The following is a 14,221-nucleotide window of genomic DNA, read 5'->3' as shown; positions in this document are numbered from 1 at the left end:
GCGGTGGACCCTAGAAGGAGAAATGTATGAAATTTGTCGCTTTTGAGCGCTCCAAGCAGGGCACGGGTGCGAGCCGCCGTCTCCGCAACGCCGGTCGTACACCTGGCATCGTTTACGGTTCCACATCGGCCCCTCAGCTGATCGAACTGGACCACAACGCTTTGTGGCATGCCCTGAAAAAAGAAGCTTTCCACGCTTCGATTCTGGACATGGAATTCAACGGTCAGTCCAGCAAAGTTTTGCTGCGTGACTACCAGATGCATCCCTACAAACAATTGGTGCAACACATCGACTTCCAGCGCGTCGATGCCAACACCACTTTGCACATGAAAGTGCCATTGCACTTCAGCGGCGAAGAAGAGTCCGAAGCCGTCAAGACCGACAAGTGCACCGTCAACCATGTGGTGACAGAGCTCGAAATCGCTTGCTTGCCCGCCAACCTGCCCGAGTTCATTGCAGTGAGCTTGACCGGTTTGACCAAAGGCGTGTCTTTGCACCTGAACGACATCACTTTGCCTGCTGGCTGCAAAGCCGTCACACACGGCAAGAAGAACCCTGTTGTGGTCACGGCAGTGGCTCCGGTGGAAGAAGTTGTGGCAGCCCCAGTGGCCGCTGCACCTGCAGACGCCAAAAAGGGCAAAGGCAAGAAGTAATCTTCTCGCCCAGGCCTGTCCAAGGCCTCGCTCTTCAAGGCCCGCGCAAGCGGGCCTTTTGTTTTGGGGAGATCCTGCGCAAGCTCGCTGGGCCGCCTGCAACAAGGATAATCACGCCCCATGATCAAACTGCTTGTCGGCCTGGGCAATCCCGGCCATGAATACGAAGACACCCGCCACAACGCAGGCTTTTGGTGGATAGACGCCGTGGCCCGCGAGCTCAAAGTCTCATTGGTGCCCGAGCGCAGCTACCACGGCTTGCTGGCCCGCACCACGGTGAATGGCCAAACCGTTTGGCTGCTCGAACCCCAAACTTTCATGAACCTGTCGGGCAAATCGGTCAGTGCGCTGGCCCGGTTCTTCAAAATTCAGCCGCAAGAAATTTTGGTCGCGCACGACGAGTTGGACATCGTCCCGGGCGAGGCCAAACTCAAACTGGGCGGCAGCCACGCCGGACACAACGGCCTGCGTGACATCCACGCCCAACTGGGCACGGCAGACTACTGGCGTCTACGGATTGGCGTGGGCCACCCTGGCGACAAAGCCGAAGTGGTCAGCTGGGTATTGAAAAAACCGATGCTGGAGCACCGCAAGGCCATCGACGACAGCATTTACCGATCGGTTGCAGCCTTGCCGTTGGTGTTGTCAGGCCAGATGGAAAAAGCCATGGCCCAAATTCACACCAGCAAGCCGCCGCGCCCCAAACCCCCTCGGCCTGCGAAAGCGCCTGTTGCCGAGGGTCAATTGCCTGAGTAAACGTCCATCCGCCTCACTGGATTTGCAATCGCCGGTATTTGGCCCAGAGTGACTCTTGGTTTTCGACATGCTGAGGGTTGACGGGAATACATGCCACGGGGCAAACCTGCACACATTGGGGCTCGTCAAAATGGCCCACACACTCGGTGCATTTGGACGGGTTGATTTCGTAAATTTCTTCGCCCAGATAAATCGCCTCATTCGGGCACTCGGGCTCACACACATCGCAGTTGATGCATTCGTCGGTGATCATCAGTGCCATGGGTCGGGCTCCGCAAAATGGTGCATCAAGGTCATGTTCAGATTATCGACCACCCTCATCACCCTGGAAGTGCGCAAGGCTGTTCTCTTGGCACCGCTAGCTGCCGGAACATAAGCCCACACCCCACGCTGAAGGCATGGCAAAGGCCTAAAATGTTTGCATGATCAACGCCGACCTGCACTGCCACTCCGTCATGTCTGACGGCACCCTCACGCCAGAAGCCTTGGCCGAACGCGCCAAAACCAATGGCGTGGAGCTTTGGGCGCTGACCGACCACGATGAAGTGTCAGGGCAAGCGCGCGCCTTGGCCGCTGCTCGCGCCTTGGGCCTGCCTTACCTGACGGGGACCGAGATTTCGGTCACCTTTGCCCACCAAACGGTGCACATTGTCGGGCTGGGTTTTGACGCAGACAACGCCGCTTTGATCGCAGGTTTGCGCCGCACCCGTGGCGGGCGCGAAGAACGTGCCCAAGAAATGTCAGACGGCTTGGCCCAAGTCGGCATTCTGAACGCCTATGAAGGCGCGCTGCGTTATGTCGGCAATCCCGAATTGATTTCGCGCACCCACTTTGCGCGGCACCTGGTGGACACAGGCGTGTGCAGCGACACCTCCGAAGTTTTTCGCAAATACCTGACCGAAGGCAAACCGGGCTATGTGCCCCACCGCTGGGCACGCCTGCAAGAAGCGGTGCAATGGATCACCGATGCAGGCGGCATCGCCGTCATCGCTCACCCCGCCCGCTATGGTTTCACGCCGAACGAAGAGTACGCGCTGTTCAGTGAGTTCAAGGCCCACGGCGGGCGCGGTGTGGAGGTCATCACGGGCAGCCACTCTTCGCCAGAGGCGGTGCGTTATGCCGAAACCGCGCTCGAGTTCGATCTGGCCGCCTCGCGCGGCAGCGACTTTCACAGCCCTGAAGAAAGCCGCATCGATTTGGGCACACTGCCCTACTTGCCAGGACAACTCACCACGGTTTGGAGTCTGCTGACCGATCGCATCCAATGAATGGGCTTTGAGAGCTGACCGCAACAAAGCAAGCTGCCCATGGCCCAATTTTTCAGCGTCCACCCTGACAACCCTCAAGTGAGGTTGCTCAAGCAAGCCGTGCACCTGCTCAACCAAGGCAGTGTGCTGGCGGTGCCCACCGACTCCAGCTACGCACTGGTGTGCCATTTGGACGATAAAAACGCAGTGGACCAATTGCGTCGCATTCGGGGTGTGGACGAAAAACACCACCTGACGGTGCTCTGCCGTGACCTGAGCGAATTGGCCAATTACGTCAAAGTGGACAACCAGCGGTTTCGTGCCCTCAAACAAGCAACACCGGGTCCGTTCACCTTCATTCTGGAAGCCACCAAGGAGATTCCACGCCGCGTCAGCCACCCCCAACGCAAAACCATTGGCCTGCGCGTGCCCGATCACCAAGTTTTGCAAGCCTTACTGGCCCTACACGGCGCGCCGCTCTTGGCGGCCACGTTGATCCTGCCAGGCGAAGACCTGCCGTTGAACGACCCAGAGGAAATCCGTGAACGCTTGGAGCACCAAGTGGGCGCAGTGATCGACGCAGGGGCCTGCTCTCTCGAGCCCACCACCATCATCGATATGAGCGGAGACGAACTCCAGGTCATACGACTCGGCCAAGGCGACCCGGCCCGTTTGGGCCTCTGAGACAATCCCACCATGTCCGACCTGATTCAAACCGTCCTGATCTATGCATTGCCAGTGATCTTTGCCATCACCTTGCACGAGGCAGCGCACGGTTACGCGGCGATGCGCTTGGGAGACAACACCGCCGCCATGATGGGCCGCGTCACGCTCAACCCCTGGCCACACATCGACTGGATGGGCACCATCTTGTTGCCCTTGTTGCTTTACTTCAGCACCAGCGGTGCATTTTTGTTCGGCTACGCCAAGCCGGTGCCGGTGCGTTTTGACCGTCTGCGCCACCCTAAACGCGACATGATTTGGGTGGCCTTGGCAGGACCTGGGTCCAATTTAGTGCAAGCCATTCTGTGGGGCGTGCTGTTTTATGTGCTGGCGGGCAGTGGCATCACCGAGCGTTTTTTCATCGAGATGTGCAAGGCCGGCATGCTGACCAATGTGGTCATGTTCGCCTTCAACCTGTTCCCACTGCCCCCGCTGGATGGGGGCCGCATTCTGGTTGGTTTGCTGCCATGGCGTCAGGCCGTGCTTTTCTCGAAGGTCGAGCCTTGGGGCTTTTTCATCGTCATGGGCTTGGTCCTCACCGGCATCATCAGCACCTGGTGGATGCAGCCTTTGATGGGCGTGACTTTTGATTTTTTGAAACTCACCCTCAGCCCACTGGCAGCCCTGTTCCGCTGATTTTTTTGCGCTGATTTTCAATTTCGTTTTTGGCTTTTCTCATGACCTTCCAGACCCGCACCCGCGTCCTCACCGGCATCACCACCACCGGCACGCCCCACTTGGGCAACTACGTGGGTGCCATTCGGCCCACCGTACAAGCCAGCCGGGACACCCGAACCGATGGTTTTTACTTTTTGGCCGACTATCACGCGCTCATCAAGTGCGACGAGCCTGCCCGCATCCAGCGCTCCACACTCGAGATTGCCGCCAGCTGGATCGCCTCGGGCCTCGACCCTGAAAAAGTCACCTTCTACCGCCAGTCCGACATCCCTGAGATTCCTGAACTCACCTGGTTCTTGACCTGCGTGACGGGCAAAGGCGTGCTCAACCGGGCCCATGCCTACAAAGCGGCCGTGGACAAAAACAACGCCGCTGGCCACGACCCGGACAGCGACGTGACAGCCGGCCTGTTCATGTACCCGGTGCTCATGGGGGCCGACATTTTGATGTTCAAGGCGCACAAAGTCCCCGTGGGGCGCGACCAGATCCAGCACATCGAAATGGCGCGGGACATGGCCTCGAGCTTTAACCATTTGTACGGCGAGCACTTTGTTTTGCCCGAAGCCGTGATCGAAGAATCCGTGTCCCTTTTGCCTGGCTTGGACGGTCGCAAGATGAGCAAAAGCTATGACAACACCATCCCGCTGTTTGCCCCGGCCGCGCAGATGCGCAAACAGATCGCGGGGATCGTGACCGACTCCAAAGCGCCCGGTGAGCCCAAGGCCACCGAAGGGTCAGCCCTGTTTCAGATTTACCAAGCCTTTGCCAGTGTCGAAGAAACCGCGGCCATGGCCCGCGCCTATGCCGAAGGCATTGGCTGGGGCGATGCCAAACAAATGCTGTTTGAGCGCATTGACAGAGAGATCGCACCGATGCGAGAGCACTACCAAGCCCTCATCGACAACCCGGCACAGATGGACAGCATTTTGTTGGCAGGTGCCGAGAAAGCCCGCCAACTGGCCACGCCCTTCATGCGCGAAGTGCGCCACGCGGTGGGCCTGCGCCCCTTGTCGTCAGGCATCACTGCCGTGGCCGCCAAAGAAAGTAAAACGGCTGCGGCCAGCTTCAAGCAATACCGCGAAAAAGACGGGCAGTTTTACTTCAAATTGGTCGATGCACAAGGCCAAGTGCTCTTGCAAAGTAAGGGGTTCGCCTCGCCCAAAGACGCGGGTCAAATCATCGCCCAACTGCAAGCTGAAAACCTGCAAGACCTGTCTGAATGGGCGCAGATTCTGGAGCCACAGTCTCCAGAGCAACAAAAATTGGCCCTAGATGCTTTGGAAAAATTGTTTAATTCACAAAAAACGATTAAATAACTTTTGCAGATTTGCCAATTATCATTGTAGAAATCAACAAATAAGTGTATCCTTAAACCTTCAGTTTTCCATTGAGACCTAACAACATGACCGTCTATGTCATTGATGACCACCCTCTGATGCGCGATGCTTTGACGATGCTTGTGCACCGCGTCAAACCTGGTCTGAAAATCATTCCGATCCACAAGTTGAATGTGGTCGAGTCGACAGTCGAGAAGAACGGCTTGCCGGAACTTTTCTGCCTTGACCTTCAATTGCCCGACACCTTGGGCATGTCCGGTGTTCAGGTCCTCAAAGCCAAATTCCCGAACGTCCCCTTGGCCGTGGTCACCAGCGCCAGCGCCAGCGAATTTGAAAGCCGTTGCCTCGAAGCCGGTGCCAACGCTTTCATCGAAAAGTCCAACAGCCCCACACAAATCATCGCCGCGCTGCGCAGCTTGCTGATCACCGAGGAAGAAGAAGCCTCAGACGACGCAGCACCCGCGGGACCGACCAAGCTCTCCAAGCGCCAAAAGCAACTGATTTTGATGTTGGACCAAGGTTTGTCCAACCGCGAAATCGCTGAAAAACTCGACATCAGCGAACACACCGTCAAAGTGCACTTTTGGCGTCTGTTCCGCCGACTGGGTGTCAACAGCCGCACACAGGCTTTGCACTTTGCACGCACCAACGGCTGGTTGGGCATTTAACGGCCGATATGCCGGTTGTATCCATCACCTTGCTGCCTGGATACGACCAGGCGACCCAACACCGCATGGTCAATAGCGTGGCCAATGCGGTGCGTTCGGTGATCGCCACGCCCGAAGCGGGCACCACGGTTTTTGTCAATGAGGTCAGCACCTACCGTCGCGACGGCAAGGTGTTCAGTGAAGGCCGCGCAGCCCACCCCGTGGCTTCTGAGGTGGTGAAGTCGTTTCTGCAAGCCATGCAGGACAGGGACTTGGAAAAAGCCCAATCGTTTTTGCACCCCGACTTTCGCATGTGCTTTCCGGGCGGTGTGGTGATGCACTCGCTGCAAGACATGACGACTTGGGCACAGCAACGCTACCAGAGCATTGCCAAGCAATACGAGCATTTTGAAGAAAGCTGGCAAGGCGATGCCACGGTGGTGTTTTGCCATGGCCACTTGCAAGGCGCCTGGCTGGACGGCCAAGGCTTTCAAGGCATCCGTTTCATCGACCGCATGGTCGTTCAAGAGGGTTTGATCATGCGCCAAGACGTCTGGAACGACCTGGCGGAACACCGCAAGTCCTGAAGCGCCCGTCCAGCGCAACACAAGCGTCTGTTGGTTTATTTCTTTTTGTTCACGATGTCGGGCGTGACCGCGTCCAGAACGTTCACCGTGGTCTTGACACCATAAACCACCGCAGATCCCGCAGCGTCCGCAATGGCCAGCAATGTGCAGCCTGACAGGCAGGTCATCACAAACCCGGCCAAAAACAAGAAGAGAAATTTCATAAACTGATTCTGAAGATGCAAAAAACCACTCATCTGTGGACAATAACAACAGAGTCCATTTTAAAATTTTTAACAGGAGAAACGCTGTGCATCACTGCCTCATAAAAAAAACACATGGCCTCATCGTGATGTTGATGCTGTTTCATGGGTTTTCCCATGGTTTTTCTCTGGGCATCCCCAAACCGCTGATTGATGCAGCCGTGGCCAAAAAATTCCCCAAAGAAAAAGCCACCATCACGCTGGATAAGCCATCCACCACATTCAGCAAAGCGCGACAGAAAATTGAATTGTGTGGCACTTGGGCCACCAAGTTTCCCAAAACAAATGGTGACTTTTGCATAGACACCCAACCTGTTTGGAACAAAGACACAGGGAACATTGAAATTTCAAAAGTCAATATTTTGAAATTAAGCACCGCTGATGGGAAAGAATTGCCGGCGGCTGCGACACAAACCCTCAATGCCACGCTGCTGACCTTGCTCGATGGCACCAGTGTCTACACCGTGCCCGACATGGTTGGCAAAAGACTCAACGGCATTGCCATTCAAGAAAACAGCTTTCAGCTGAGTTTTTAAAAGCGGCGATTGGCGAACCTTCTTCTGTTTCATGAATCAGGTGCCCAAAGCAAAAAGCCCCGCTTGGTGCGGGGCCTGAGGCCGCCTCAAGGCCTGCTGAGCAGGCTTGAGGTCTTTGTAATGGCGGAGGAGGAGGGATTCGAACCCTCGGTAGTGTTGCCACTACGCCTGATTTCGAGTCAGGTACATTCGACCACTCTGCCACCCCTCCGGATTCGGTTTCGCTTGTCGAAGGCGAGATTCTAGCAGAGCGTCAGCCTCTTAAACGCTCAGCAGCGCTGCACCACCCATGTAGGGGCGCAACACCTCGGGCACCGTGACCGAGCCATCGGCGTTTTGATAATTCTCGAGCACCGCCACCAGCGCACGGCCCACCGCCAAACCCGAACCATTGAGTGTGTGCACCAACTCGTTCTTGCCTTGTGCGTTTTTGAAACGCGCCTGCAAGCGACGGGCCTGGAAGGCTTCGCAGTTCGATACCGAGCTGATCTCGCGGTAAGTGTTTTGTGCAGGCACCCAGACTTCCAAGTCATAAGTTTTGCTGGCACCAAAACCCATGTCGCCCGTGCACAGGCTCATCACACGGTAAGGCAAACCCAGTTTTTGCAAAATGGCTTCTGCATGGCCCGTCATGGCTTCGAGCGCTTCGTAGCTTTGTTCAGGGTGCACGATCTGCACCATCTCGACTTTGTCAAATTGGTGCTGCCGAATCAGGCCACGGACGTCGCGGCCACCGCTGCCCGCTTCGGACCGGAAGCACGGGGTGTGCGCCGTCAGCTTGATGGGCAAATCGCTCTCGGCCAACACTTCGTCGCGCACGACGTTGGTCAGCGTCACTTCAGAAGTGGGTATCAGGTAAAGCGCCTGGCTTTCTTCGCCCTCTTGGCCACCCTTGTTGGCGGCAAAGAGATCGGCTTCGAACTTGGGCAGCTGGCCCGTACCGCGCAGCGTGTCGCCGTTCACGATGTAAGGCGTGTAGCACTCGGTGTAGCCGTGCTCTTGGGTTTGCACATCCAGCATGAACTGCGCCAAAGCACGGTGCAAACGAGCCATCGGCCCGCGCATGAAGGTAAAGCGTGAGCCGGTCAATTTGGTGCCGGTGGCAAAGTCCAGACCCAGCTTTTCGCCGATGTCCACATGGTCTTTGACCTCAAAGTCAAAGCTGGGCACCGTGCCCCAGCGTCGCACTTCGATGTTGCCGTGTTCGTCTTCACCCACGGGCACCGATTCGTGCGGCAAATTGGGCACGGCCAACAAAAGGGTTTGCAGCTCGGCCTGAATCACCTCCAAGCGCTGAGCCGAAGCATCCAACTCTTCTTTGATCGCGCCCACTTGGGCCATGACCGCATCGGCCTCGGCGTGCTGACCTTTGCCCTTGAGCATACCAATTTGCTTGGACAAGCTGTTGCGCTGGCTTTGCAACTCTTCGGTGCGGGTTTGCAGCGTTTTGCGCTCACCTTCCAAAGCACGGAAAGCGTCCACATTCAGAAAGGGTTGGGGATTTTTACGGGTCTGCAAACGCGCCACGGCGGCGTCCAGATCTTTGCGGAGTAGAACAATATCAAGCATGGCGTGATTGTAGTGACGTGGGAGGCTGCCCCAACGACCGGATGCACGCCGTGGCTCAGGTGGGCATTCGCGAGCGGGGGCTCGCTCCCACATGGGGGAGCGGGTCAAAGGATCAGTGCTTTAAACCTTTGGGCAGCGGAAACTTGATGGTTTCCTGAATGCCGTCCAGCGTGCGCACCGACACGGCACCCAGCGTTCGCAACCGGGCAATCACTTCTTGCACCAAGACATCCGGGGCTGAGGCACCGGCCGTCAAGCCCACTTTTTGGGCCCCGTCAAACCAGGACTCTTGCAAATCGGCAGCGCTGTCCACCATGTAAGCAGGCGTGCCCAAACGGTCAGCCAGCTCGCGCAAGCGGTTGCTGTTGGAGCTGGTGGGGCTGCCCACCACGATCACCACGTCCACCAGCGGGCTCATGAGCTTGACCGCGTCTTGGCGGTTCTGGGTGGCATAACAAATGTCTTGCTGTTTGGGTTCGCGCACCTGAGGGAATCGGGCTTTCACGGCCGCCACAATCTCGGCCGCATCGTCCACGCTGAGCGTGGTCTGTGTGACCACCGCCAGCAAGTCGGTTTGAGAGGGTTGGACTTTGGCCACATCGGCCACGTCCTCCACCAAATGGATGCCGCTGTCGAGCTGGCCCATGGTGCCTTCCACTTCCGGGTGGCCCTTGTGGCCGATCATGATGAACTCATAGCCCTCTTTGTGCAGCTTGGCCAACTCGACGTGCACCTTGCTCACCAGGGGGCAGGTGGCGTCAAAAATGCGGAAACCGCGTCGCTCGGCCTCATCCTGAATGGCCCGGCTCACGCCGTGGGCGCTGAAAATCAGCGTGGCACCAGGCGGCACATCGGCCAACTCTTCAATGAAGATCGCGCCTTTTTCTTCCAGGTCGTTGACCACGTAGGTGTTGTGCACGATTTCGTGGCGCACATAAATCGGGCGGCCAAATTTGGTCAGCGCATGCTCCACGATGTCGATCGCACGGTCCACCCCGGCGCAAAAGCCGCGCGGTTCGGCCAAAAAGACTTCAGATGTCATCACAGCACCCCAATCAGTTCAACTTCAAAGGTCACAGGCTGACCGGCCAGCGGGTGGTTGAAGTCAAACAAGACCGCACCGCCCTCCCCCACTTCGAGCACCGTGCCGGCATAAGAGCCCAGCCCGTCAGGCGTTGGGAACTGCACCACATCGCCCGCTGCATATTTTTCGGTCGGATCGCCCAACTCATTGAGCAGCTTGCGCGCCACCCACTGCTGCATGTCGGCAATGTGCTCACCAAAAGCCTCACCAGCCGGAATCTCCATCACCACCCGCGTGCCTTCGGCCAAGCCCAGCAAACGCTGCTCCACCGCAGGCGACAAAGTGCCTGAGCCCAGCGACAAGGTGGCCGGCTTTTCGTTGAAGGTGTTGATGATGTCGCCCTGCGGCCCGGCCAGGCGGTAGTGAAGCGTCAAGAAAGAACCGGTTTCGACAATGGGCATAAGGGTTTTCTGGAATGCCGCAATTGCGGCCAAACGGGCATAAAGAAGCCATTATTGTAAAAAAACTCGGCCAAGCCACCCCACCCAAGGGAATAAAAGGACCGGGCTCGCTCCAGGGAGGGGCAACGCATGAGCATGAAAGACTTGCCTGTCGATGCGCGTCCGCGCGAAAAACTGCTGGCCCGTGGGCCCCAGGCCCTGAGCGATGTAGAGCTGTTGGCCATCTTGTTGCGCACCGGCATGGCGGGCAAAAATGTGTTTCAGTTGTCCGAAGAACTGCTGGAGCCTGATGGCATTGCAGGCTTGCTGCAGGCCACGGCGCAGTCGCTCAAATTGGTCAAGGGCCTGGGGCCGGCCAAACAGGCCGAGCTGCTGGCCGTGTTCGAGCTGGCCCGCCGGGCCTTGGGCCAGCGCCTGAAAGAGCGCGAGGCATTTCAAACGCCGGGTGCCGTCAAACAGTATTTGCAGCTGCAACTGGCTCACAAAAACCACGAAGTCTTTGCGGTGCTGTTTCTGGACAGCCAAAACCGCATGCTGGCCATGGAAGAACTGTTTCGGGGCACGCTGAGCCAGACCAGCGTTTACCCCCGCGAAGTGGTCATGCGCGCCCTGCACCACCAGGCCGCCGCAGTGGTGCTGTCGCACAACCACCCCAGCGGCTCGGTGCAGCCCAGCCGGGCCGATGAGCACCTGACTCAAACATTAAAAGCCTCCCTGGCGCTGGTCGATGTGCGCGTGCTCGACCACATCATCGTCGGACAAGGACAAGCCCTGTCGATGGCCGAAGCAGGCCTGATGTGAGGATCGGTAAACTCATGGGTTTATCCCAACACCTTGACTTCCATGTCCCACCACCACCTCTACGCCATCGGCAACGCCTTGGTCGATACCGAATACGAAGTCTCAGATGCCTTGCTGCACACCATGGGCGTGAGCAAGCGCCACATGACGCTGATCGACACACCCCAACGCGCGGAACTGCTGACCCATGTGCAAGGTCTGCTCGCCCGGCGCACGGGCGGCGGTTCGGCAGGCAACACGGTGTTGGCCTTGGCCCAATTGGGCGGCAAAGCGTTTTATTCTTGCAGGGTTGCGGACGATGAACTCGGTGCGTTCTACACACAAGACTTGCTGGCCAACGGCGTGTCCACCAACCTCACGCACACCCAAGCCAGCGAAGGCCAAACCGGCAGCTGCATGGTGTTGGTCACTCCCGACGCTGAGCGCAGCATGTGCACATTTTTGGGTGCCACCTCGCAGCTGGACGCGAGCGCCCTGCACCCGCAAGACATCGCCAAGTCCCAAATTTATTACATGGAAGGCTACTTGGCCGCCTCACCCACAGGCTTGGAAGCCGCCGTCCAAGGCCGCCAAATCGCCATTCAGCACAAAGTGGCCACAGCGCTGACGCTCAGCGATGTCAGCATGATCAACTTCTGCCGCGAAGGCCTGGAAGCCATGATCGGCGACGGCCTGGACTATCTGTTTGCCAACGAAGAAGAAGCGCAAACCTGGTGCGGCAGCACCGACCTGGACACCATCATTGGCCAGTTGTCGGCTTTGGCCAAAACCGTGTGCCTGACGCGGGGCCCACAAGGTTGCATCGTCGTACAAGGCAGCCAGCGCACCGAAGTGCCCGCCGTGCCCACCCAAGCGGTGGACACCAACGGCGCAGGCGACATGTTTGCCGGCACTTTTCTGTATGGCATGACGCACGGCCACACACCCGCGCAAGCCGCTGCACTGGCCAACCGAACAGCCGCAGCTGTGGTCAGCCAGCACGGCAATCGCTTGACAGCCGCCCAGCTCCAAGGCATAGCCGCAGAAGCTGCAAAAGCCTAAATCTGGATCAGGCCATCCACCACATGGATGGTCTTGTCGCAGCGCCTGCCCAGCTCGGGATTGTGTGTGACCAGCAGCACCGTGGTGCCCTGCTCTTGGTTGATGCGGCGCAGCAACGCAAAAACGGCATCTGCACTTTTGGTGTCCAAGTTGCCGGTAGGTTCATCGGCCAGCAGTAAACCCGGGTTCATGGCCAAGGCCCGGGCCAAAGACACACGCTGCTGCTGCCCGCCGCTCATGTTGTTGGCCATGTTGTTTTTCCAGGGCGTGAGGCCCACGCTCTCCAGCAGGGCTTCGGCCCGCTCACGCATGGCATGATTCGGGAACCCCACAGCGCCCAGCAGAGGCATCATCACGTTCTCGAGGGCTGTAAAGGCCGAGATCAGGTGGTGGTACTGGAACACAAAGCCAATGTGGTGCCCGCGCAAGCGCGTCAGAGCTTGGTCGGCCAACAACGTGGTTTCTTCGCCAGCCATTTGCAGCAAGCCCGAGGTGGGTCGGTCTAGCAAACCGATGATGTTGAGCAAGGTGCTCTTGCCCGAGCCCGACGGCCCCATCACCGCACAAAAGTCGCCCCGGTACAGCGTCAGGTCAATGCCGTGCAGCACCTCGGTCTCGATACCGGTGCCCACGTTGAAGGCCTTGCGCACGCTTTGCAAGTGCACCACCACATCCGCGCTAGCCATGGATGGCCTCCACCGGGTCCAGACGTGCTGCCCGCAAGGCCGGTGCGTAAGCCGCTGCCAGGCCCGTGAGCGTAGCCAAACCCAGTGCCAGCACAAACAAGGTCGGCTCGAGCACCAGCGGAAACAGCGTCGTGCCATCGGCATTCAGGGTCAGCTTTTGCCACAGCACCAAGCCCAAAGCGCCCACCACGCAGCCCAGCACCGCGCCCCCCCACCCCAGCAAGCCGCCTTGCAACAAAAACACCCGCAGCACCTGCCCACGTGAAATGCCCATGGCCCGCATGATCCCAATCTCGCGCGACTTTTGCACCACCGACACCACCAGCACGCTGGCAATACCAAAGGCCACCGACAGACCCACAAAAAACCGGATGGCCGTGTTGGCGGTACTTTGCGCACTCACGGCCGCAAAAAACTGTGCCCCGGTCTTGATCCAGCTGTCGGCCTGCACTCCGGTGGCAGCCTGAATGCGTTGAGCAATGACTTCGGCCGCGTACACATCGCGCACCGTCACTTCAATGCTGGTCACCCCACCCAGCAAGCCCAGCAGGCTTTGAGCGGTGCGCAGCGCCACAAAGGTGCTGCGCTGGTTGGCCCCCTTATTGCCTAGGTCAAACACGCCGCTGATGGTCAAGGTGGTGGCCAGTCCCGCCGCATTGGCCACACGCAGCTTGTCGCCCACATCCACGCCCAAGTCGCTGGACAGATCGGTGCCGATCAGCATGTCCTGTCCCGTCAGTCTCGGGGTGCCGCGCACGATTTTCTCGGGCAGCTTAACGATCTGGAAATACCCCTCGGGCTCCACCCCCGTCAGGCTGATCGCCCGGCTGGCACTGCCGCGCACCGCCAGCGCAGAGCCGCCGACCACGGGAGAGACCACGGTCACATCGGCCATGTCGCGCACAGTGGTCAGCAAGGATTGCCATTGGTCAATCGACTTGAGTCTTTGCAAAGGCGGCTGCACGATGGCGGCTTCTATCTCGTCAGGGGTTTCGAGGTGCAATGTACGCGTGACCTCTTTGGGGGGCAAAAGCTGGATGTGCGCTTGACCCGACAAAACCCGCGCAATGAAGTTACCCTGCAAGCCCGCCAGCAGCGCAGACATAAACACGATCACGCCCACCCCAATGGCCACGCCGACCAAAATGAACACCGTCTGCATCCGGCCTTCACGCAAAAAACGGATCGCCACGATCCATTCAAAGGGTACCCAGGGCTTGAACATGCTGCAAC

General features: G+C 58.3%; 18 protein-coding genes and 1 tRNA gene. 11 read left to right on the top strand and 8 right to left on the bottom strand.

Features of this window, described 5'->3' with window-relative positions; all coding sequences use genetic code 11:
- Nucleotides 1–26: 26 nt before the first annotated feature.
- Together B9Z40_RS13140 and pth are read left to right on the top strand one after the other, a co-directional pair.
- Nucleotides 27–653: a 50S ribosomal protein L25/general stress protein Ctc gene (locus tag B9Z40_RS13140; RefSeq protein WP_100173795.1), complete on the top strand. Its 627-nt coding sequence runs from the start codon at nt 27–29 to the stop codon at nt 651–653.
- 120 nt (nt 654–773) lie between these two features.
- On the top strand, nt 774–1,409 hold the full coding sequence (gene pth, locus B9Z40_RS13135; RefSeq protein ID WP_100173794.1) for an aminoacyl-tRNA hydrolase: 636 nt from the start codon (nt 774–776) through the stop codon (nt 1,407–1,409).
- A gap of 13 nt (nt 1,410–1,422) precedes the next feature.
- Here pth and B9Z40_RS13130 read toward each other — a convergent pair whose 3' ends face one another.
- On the bottom strand, nt 1,423–1,671 hold the full coding sequence (locus B9Z40_RS13130; RefSeq protein ID WP_100173793.1) for a YfhL family 4Fe-4S dicluster ferredoxin: 249 nt from the start codon (nt 1,669–1,671) through the stop codon (nt 1,423–1,425).
- Nucleotides 1,672–1,831: 160 nt separating this feature from the next.
- Here B9Z40_RS13130 and B9Z40_RS13125 point away from each other — a divergent pair, with 160 nt between their 5' ends.
- The 6 genes from B9Z40_RS13125 (at nt 1,832) to B9Z40_RS13100 (ending at nt 6,628) form a co-directional block, all read left to right on the top strand.
- Nucleotides 1,832–2,677, top strand: a complete 846-nt coding sequence (locus tag B9Z40_RS13125) for a 3',5'-nucleoside bisphosphate phosphatase (protein WP_100173792.1) — start codon at nt 1,832–1,834, stop codon at nt 2,675–2,677.
- A gap of 39 nt (nt 2,678–2,716) precedes the next feature.
- Complete coding sequence (locus B9Z40_RS13120; RefSeq protein ID WP_100173791.1) at nt 2,717–3,340, top strand: L-threonylcarbamoyladenylate synthase; 624 nt, start codon at nt 2,717–2,719, stop codon at nt 3,338–3,340.
- A gap of 12 nt (nt 3,341–3,352) precedes the next feature.
- A complete protein-coding gene (locus B9Z40_RS13115; RefSeq protein WP_100173790.1) occupies nt 3,353–4,015 on the top strand; it encodes a site-2 protease family protein in 663 nt (220 codons plus the stop codon).
- A 41-nt stretch (nt 4,016–4,056) separates the two neighbouring features.
- Nucleotides 4,057–5,373, top strand: a complete 1,317-nt coding sequence (locus B9Z40_RS13110) for a tryptophan--tRNA ligase (RefSeq protein WP_100173789.1) — start codon at nt 4,057–4,059, stop codon at nt 5,371–5,373.
- Between the two features lie 86 nt (nt 5,374–5,459).
- Nucleotides 5,460–6,062 carry a response regulator transcription factor gene (locus B9Z40_RS13105; protein ID WP_100173788.1) on the top strand — a complete coding sequence of 201 codons (603 nt, stop codon included), beginning with the start codon at nt 5,460–5,462 and terminating at the stop codon, nt 6,060–6,062.
- Between the two features lie 8 nt (nt 6,063–6,070).
- Nucleotides 6,071–6,628 carry a nuclear transport factor 2 family protein gene (locus B9Z40_RS13100; protein ID WP_100173787.1) on the top strand — a complete coding sequence of 186 codons (558 nt, stop codon included), beginning with the start codon at nt 6,071–6,073 and terminating at the stop codon, nt 6,626–6,628.
- 35 nt (nt 6,629–6,663) lie between these two features.
- On the opposite strand, the gene B9Z40_RS17235 is transcribed toward B9Z40_RS13100, so the two are convergent.
- Nucleotides 6,664–6,831, bottom strand: coding sequence for a hypothetical protein (locus B9Z40_RS17235; RefSeq protein WP_158238099.1), 168 nt, complete (start codon nt 6,829–6,831; stop codon nt 6,664–6,666).
- A 35-nt stretch (nt 6,832–6,866) separates the two neighbouring features.
- Here B9Z40_RS17235 and B9Z40_RS13095 point away from each other — a divergent pair, with 35 nt between their 5' ends.
- Nucleotides 6,867–7,406, top strand: a complete 540-nt coding sequence (locus B9Z40_RS13095; protein WP_143473987.1) for a hypothetical protein — start codon at nt 6,867–6,869, stop codon at nt 7,404–7,406.
- Between the two features lie 121 nt (nt 7,407–7,527).
- Here the strand turns inward: B9Z40_RS13095 and B9Z40_RS13090 are convergent.
- From B9Z40_RS13090 to B9Z40_RS13075, 4 genes are all read right to left on the bottom strand, one after another.
- Nucleotides 7,528–7,617: transfer RNA gene (locus B9Z40_RS13090), tRNA-Ser, on the bottom strand.
- A gap of 50 nt (nt 7,618–7,667) precedes the next feature.
- On the bottom strand, nt 7,668–8,975 hold the full coding sequence (gene serS, locus B9Z40_RS13085; protein ID WP_100173785.1) for a serine--tRNA ligase: 1,308 nt from the start codon (nt 8,973–8,975) through the stop codon (nt 7,668–7,670).
- A 112-nt stretch (nt 8,976–9,087) separates the two neighbouring features.
- On the bottom strand, nt 9,088–10,017 hold the full coding sequence (ispH, locus tag B9Z40_RS13080) for a 4-hydroxy-3-methylbut-2-enyl diphosphate reductase (protein ID WP_100173784.1): 930 nt from the start codon (nt 10,015–10,017) through the stop codon (nt 9,088–9,090).
- Nucleotides 10,017–10,460: a peptidylprolyl isomerase gene (locus tag B9Z40_RS13075; protein ID WP_100173783.1), complete on the bottom strand. Its 444-nt coding sequence runs from the start codon at nt 10,458–10,460 to the stop codon at nt 10,017–10,019. The genes ispH and B9Z40_RS13075 overlap by 1 nt, the downstream gene beginning before the upstream one ends.
- A 129-nt stretch (nt 10,461–10,589) precedes the next feature.
- On the opposite strand from B9Z40_RS13075, the gene radC reads away from it, so the two are divergent.
- Together radC and B9Z40_RS13065 are read left to right on the top strand one after the other, a co-directional pair.
- Nucleotides 10,590–11,261, top strand: coding sequence for a DNA repair protein RadC (radC, locus tag B9Z40_RS13070; RefSeq protein WP_100173782.1), 672 nt, complete (start codon nt 10,590–10,592; stop codon nt 11,259–11,261).
- Nucleotides 11,262–11,303: 42 nt separating this feature from the next.
- Complete coding sequence (locus B9Z40_RS13065) at nt 11,304–12,302, top strand: adenosine kinase (protein ID WP_100173781.1); 999 nt, start codon at nt 11,304–11,306, stop codon at nt 12,300–12,302.
- Here the strand turns inward: B9Z40_RS13065 and B9Z40_RS13060 are convergent.
- Together B9Z40_RS13060 and B9Z40_RS13055 are read right to left on the bottom strand one after the other, a co-directional pair.
- The gene (locus B9Z40_RS13060; protein ID WP_100173780.1) at nt 12,299–12,988 is read right to left on the bottom strand and encodes an ABC transporter ATP-binding protein; all 690 of its coding nucleotides are present in this window, start codon (nt 12,986–12,988) and stop codon (nt 12,299–12,301) included. The two genes, B9Z40_RS13065 and B9Z40_RS13060, sit on opposite strands and share 4 nt — an antisense overlap.
- Nucleotides 12,981–14,213: an FtsX-like permease family protein gene (locus tag B9Z40_RS13055; RefSeq protein ID WP_100173779.1), complete on the bottom strand. Its 1,233-nt coding sequence runs from the start codon at nt 14,211–14,213 to the stop codon at nt 12,981–12,983. Before B9Z40_RS13055 ends, B9Z40_RS13060 begins: the two co-directional genes overlap by 8 nt.
- Nucleotides 14,214–14,221: the final 8 nt, after the last annotated feature.

The sequence above is a fragment of the Limnohabitans sp. 15K genome (assembly GCF_002778285.1).
Classification (GTDB): domain Bacteria; phylum Pseudomonadota; class Gammaproteobacteria; order Burkholderiales; family Burkholderiaceae_C; genus Limnohabitans_A.
Note: the sequence above shows the minus strand (reverse complement) of the source record. Positions and strands in the feature narration are given on the sequence as shown.

Bases quoted from the DNA above. Each gene is read 5' to 3' on its own strand.
- B9Z40_RS13140 (WP_100173795.1), top strand. From the start codon at position 27: ATGAAATTTGTCGCTTTTGAGCGCTCCAAGCAGGGCACGGGTGCGAGC.
- pth (WP_100173794.1), top strand. From the start codon at position 774: ATGATCAAACTGCTTGTCGGCCTGGGCAATCCCGGCCATGAATACGAA.
- B9Z40_RS13130 (WP_100173793.1), bottom strand. From the start codon at position 1,671: ATGGCACTGATGATCACCGACGAATGCATCAACTGCGATGTGTGTGAG.
- B9Z40_RS13125 (WP_100173792.1), top strand. From the start codon at position 1,832: ATGATCAACGCCGACCTGCACTGCCACTCCGTCATGTCTGACGGCACC.
- B9Z40_RS13120 (WP_100173791.1), top strand. From the start codon at position 2,717: ATGGCCCAATTTTTCAGCGTCCACCCTGACAACCCTCAAGTGAGGTTG.
- B9Z40_RS13115 (WP_100173790.1), top strand. From the start codon at position 3,353: ATGTCCGACCTGATTCAAACCGTCCTGATCTATGCATTGCCAGTGATC.
- B9Z40_RS13110 (WP_100173789.1), top strand. From the start codon at position 4,057: ATGACCTTCCAGACCCGCACCCGCGTCCTCACCGGCATCACCACCACC.
- B9Z40_RS13105 (WP_100173788.1), top strand. From the start codon at position 5,460: ATGACCGTCTATGTCATTGATGACCACCCTCTGATGCGCGATGCTTTG.
- B9Z40_RS13100 (WP_100173787.1), top strand. From the start codon at position 6,071: ATGCCGGTTGTATCCATCACCTTGCTGCCTGGATACGACCAGGCGACC.
- B9Z40_RS17235 (WP_158238099.1), bottom strand. From the start codon at position 6,831: ATGAAATTTCTCTTCTTGTTTTTGGCCGGGTTTGTGATGACCTGCCTG.
- serS (WP_100173785.1), bottom strand. From the start codon at position 8,975: ATGCTTGATATTGTTCTACTCCGCAAAGATCTGGACGCCGCCGTGGCG.
- ispH (WP_100173784.1), bottom strand. From the start codon at position 10,017: ATGACATCTGAAGTCTTTTTGGCCGAACCGCGCGGCTTTTGCGCCGGG.
- B9Z40_RS13075 (WP_100173783.1), bottom strand. From the start codon at position 10,460: ATGCCCATTGTCGAAACCGGTTCTTTCTTGACGCTTCACTACCGCCTG.
- radC (WP_100173782.1), top strand. From the start codon at position 10,590: ATGAGCATGAAAGACTTGCCTGTCGATGCGCGTCCGCGCGAAAAACTG.
- B9Z40_RS13065 (WP_100173781.1), top strand. From the start codon at position 11,304: ATGTCCCACCACCACCTCTACGCCATCGGCAACGCCTTGGTCGATACC.
- B9Z40_RS13060 (WP_100173780.1), bottom strand. From the start codon at position 12,988: ATGGCTAGCGCGGATGTGGTGGTGCACTTGCAAAGCGTGCGCAAGGCC.
- B9Z40_RS13055 (WP_100173779.1), bottom strand. From the start codon at position 14,213: ATGTTCAAGCCCTGGGTACCCTTTGAATGGATCGTGGCGATCCGTTTT.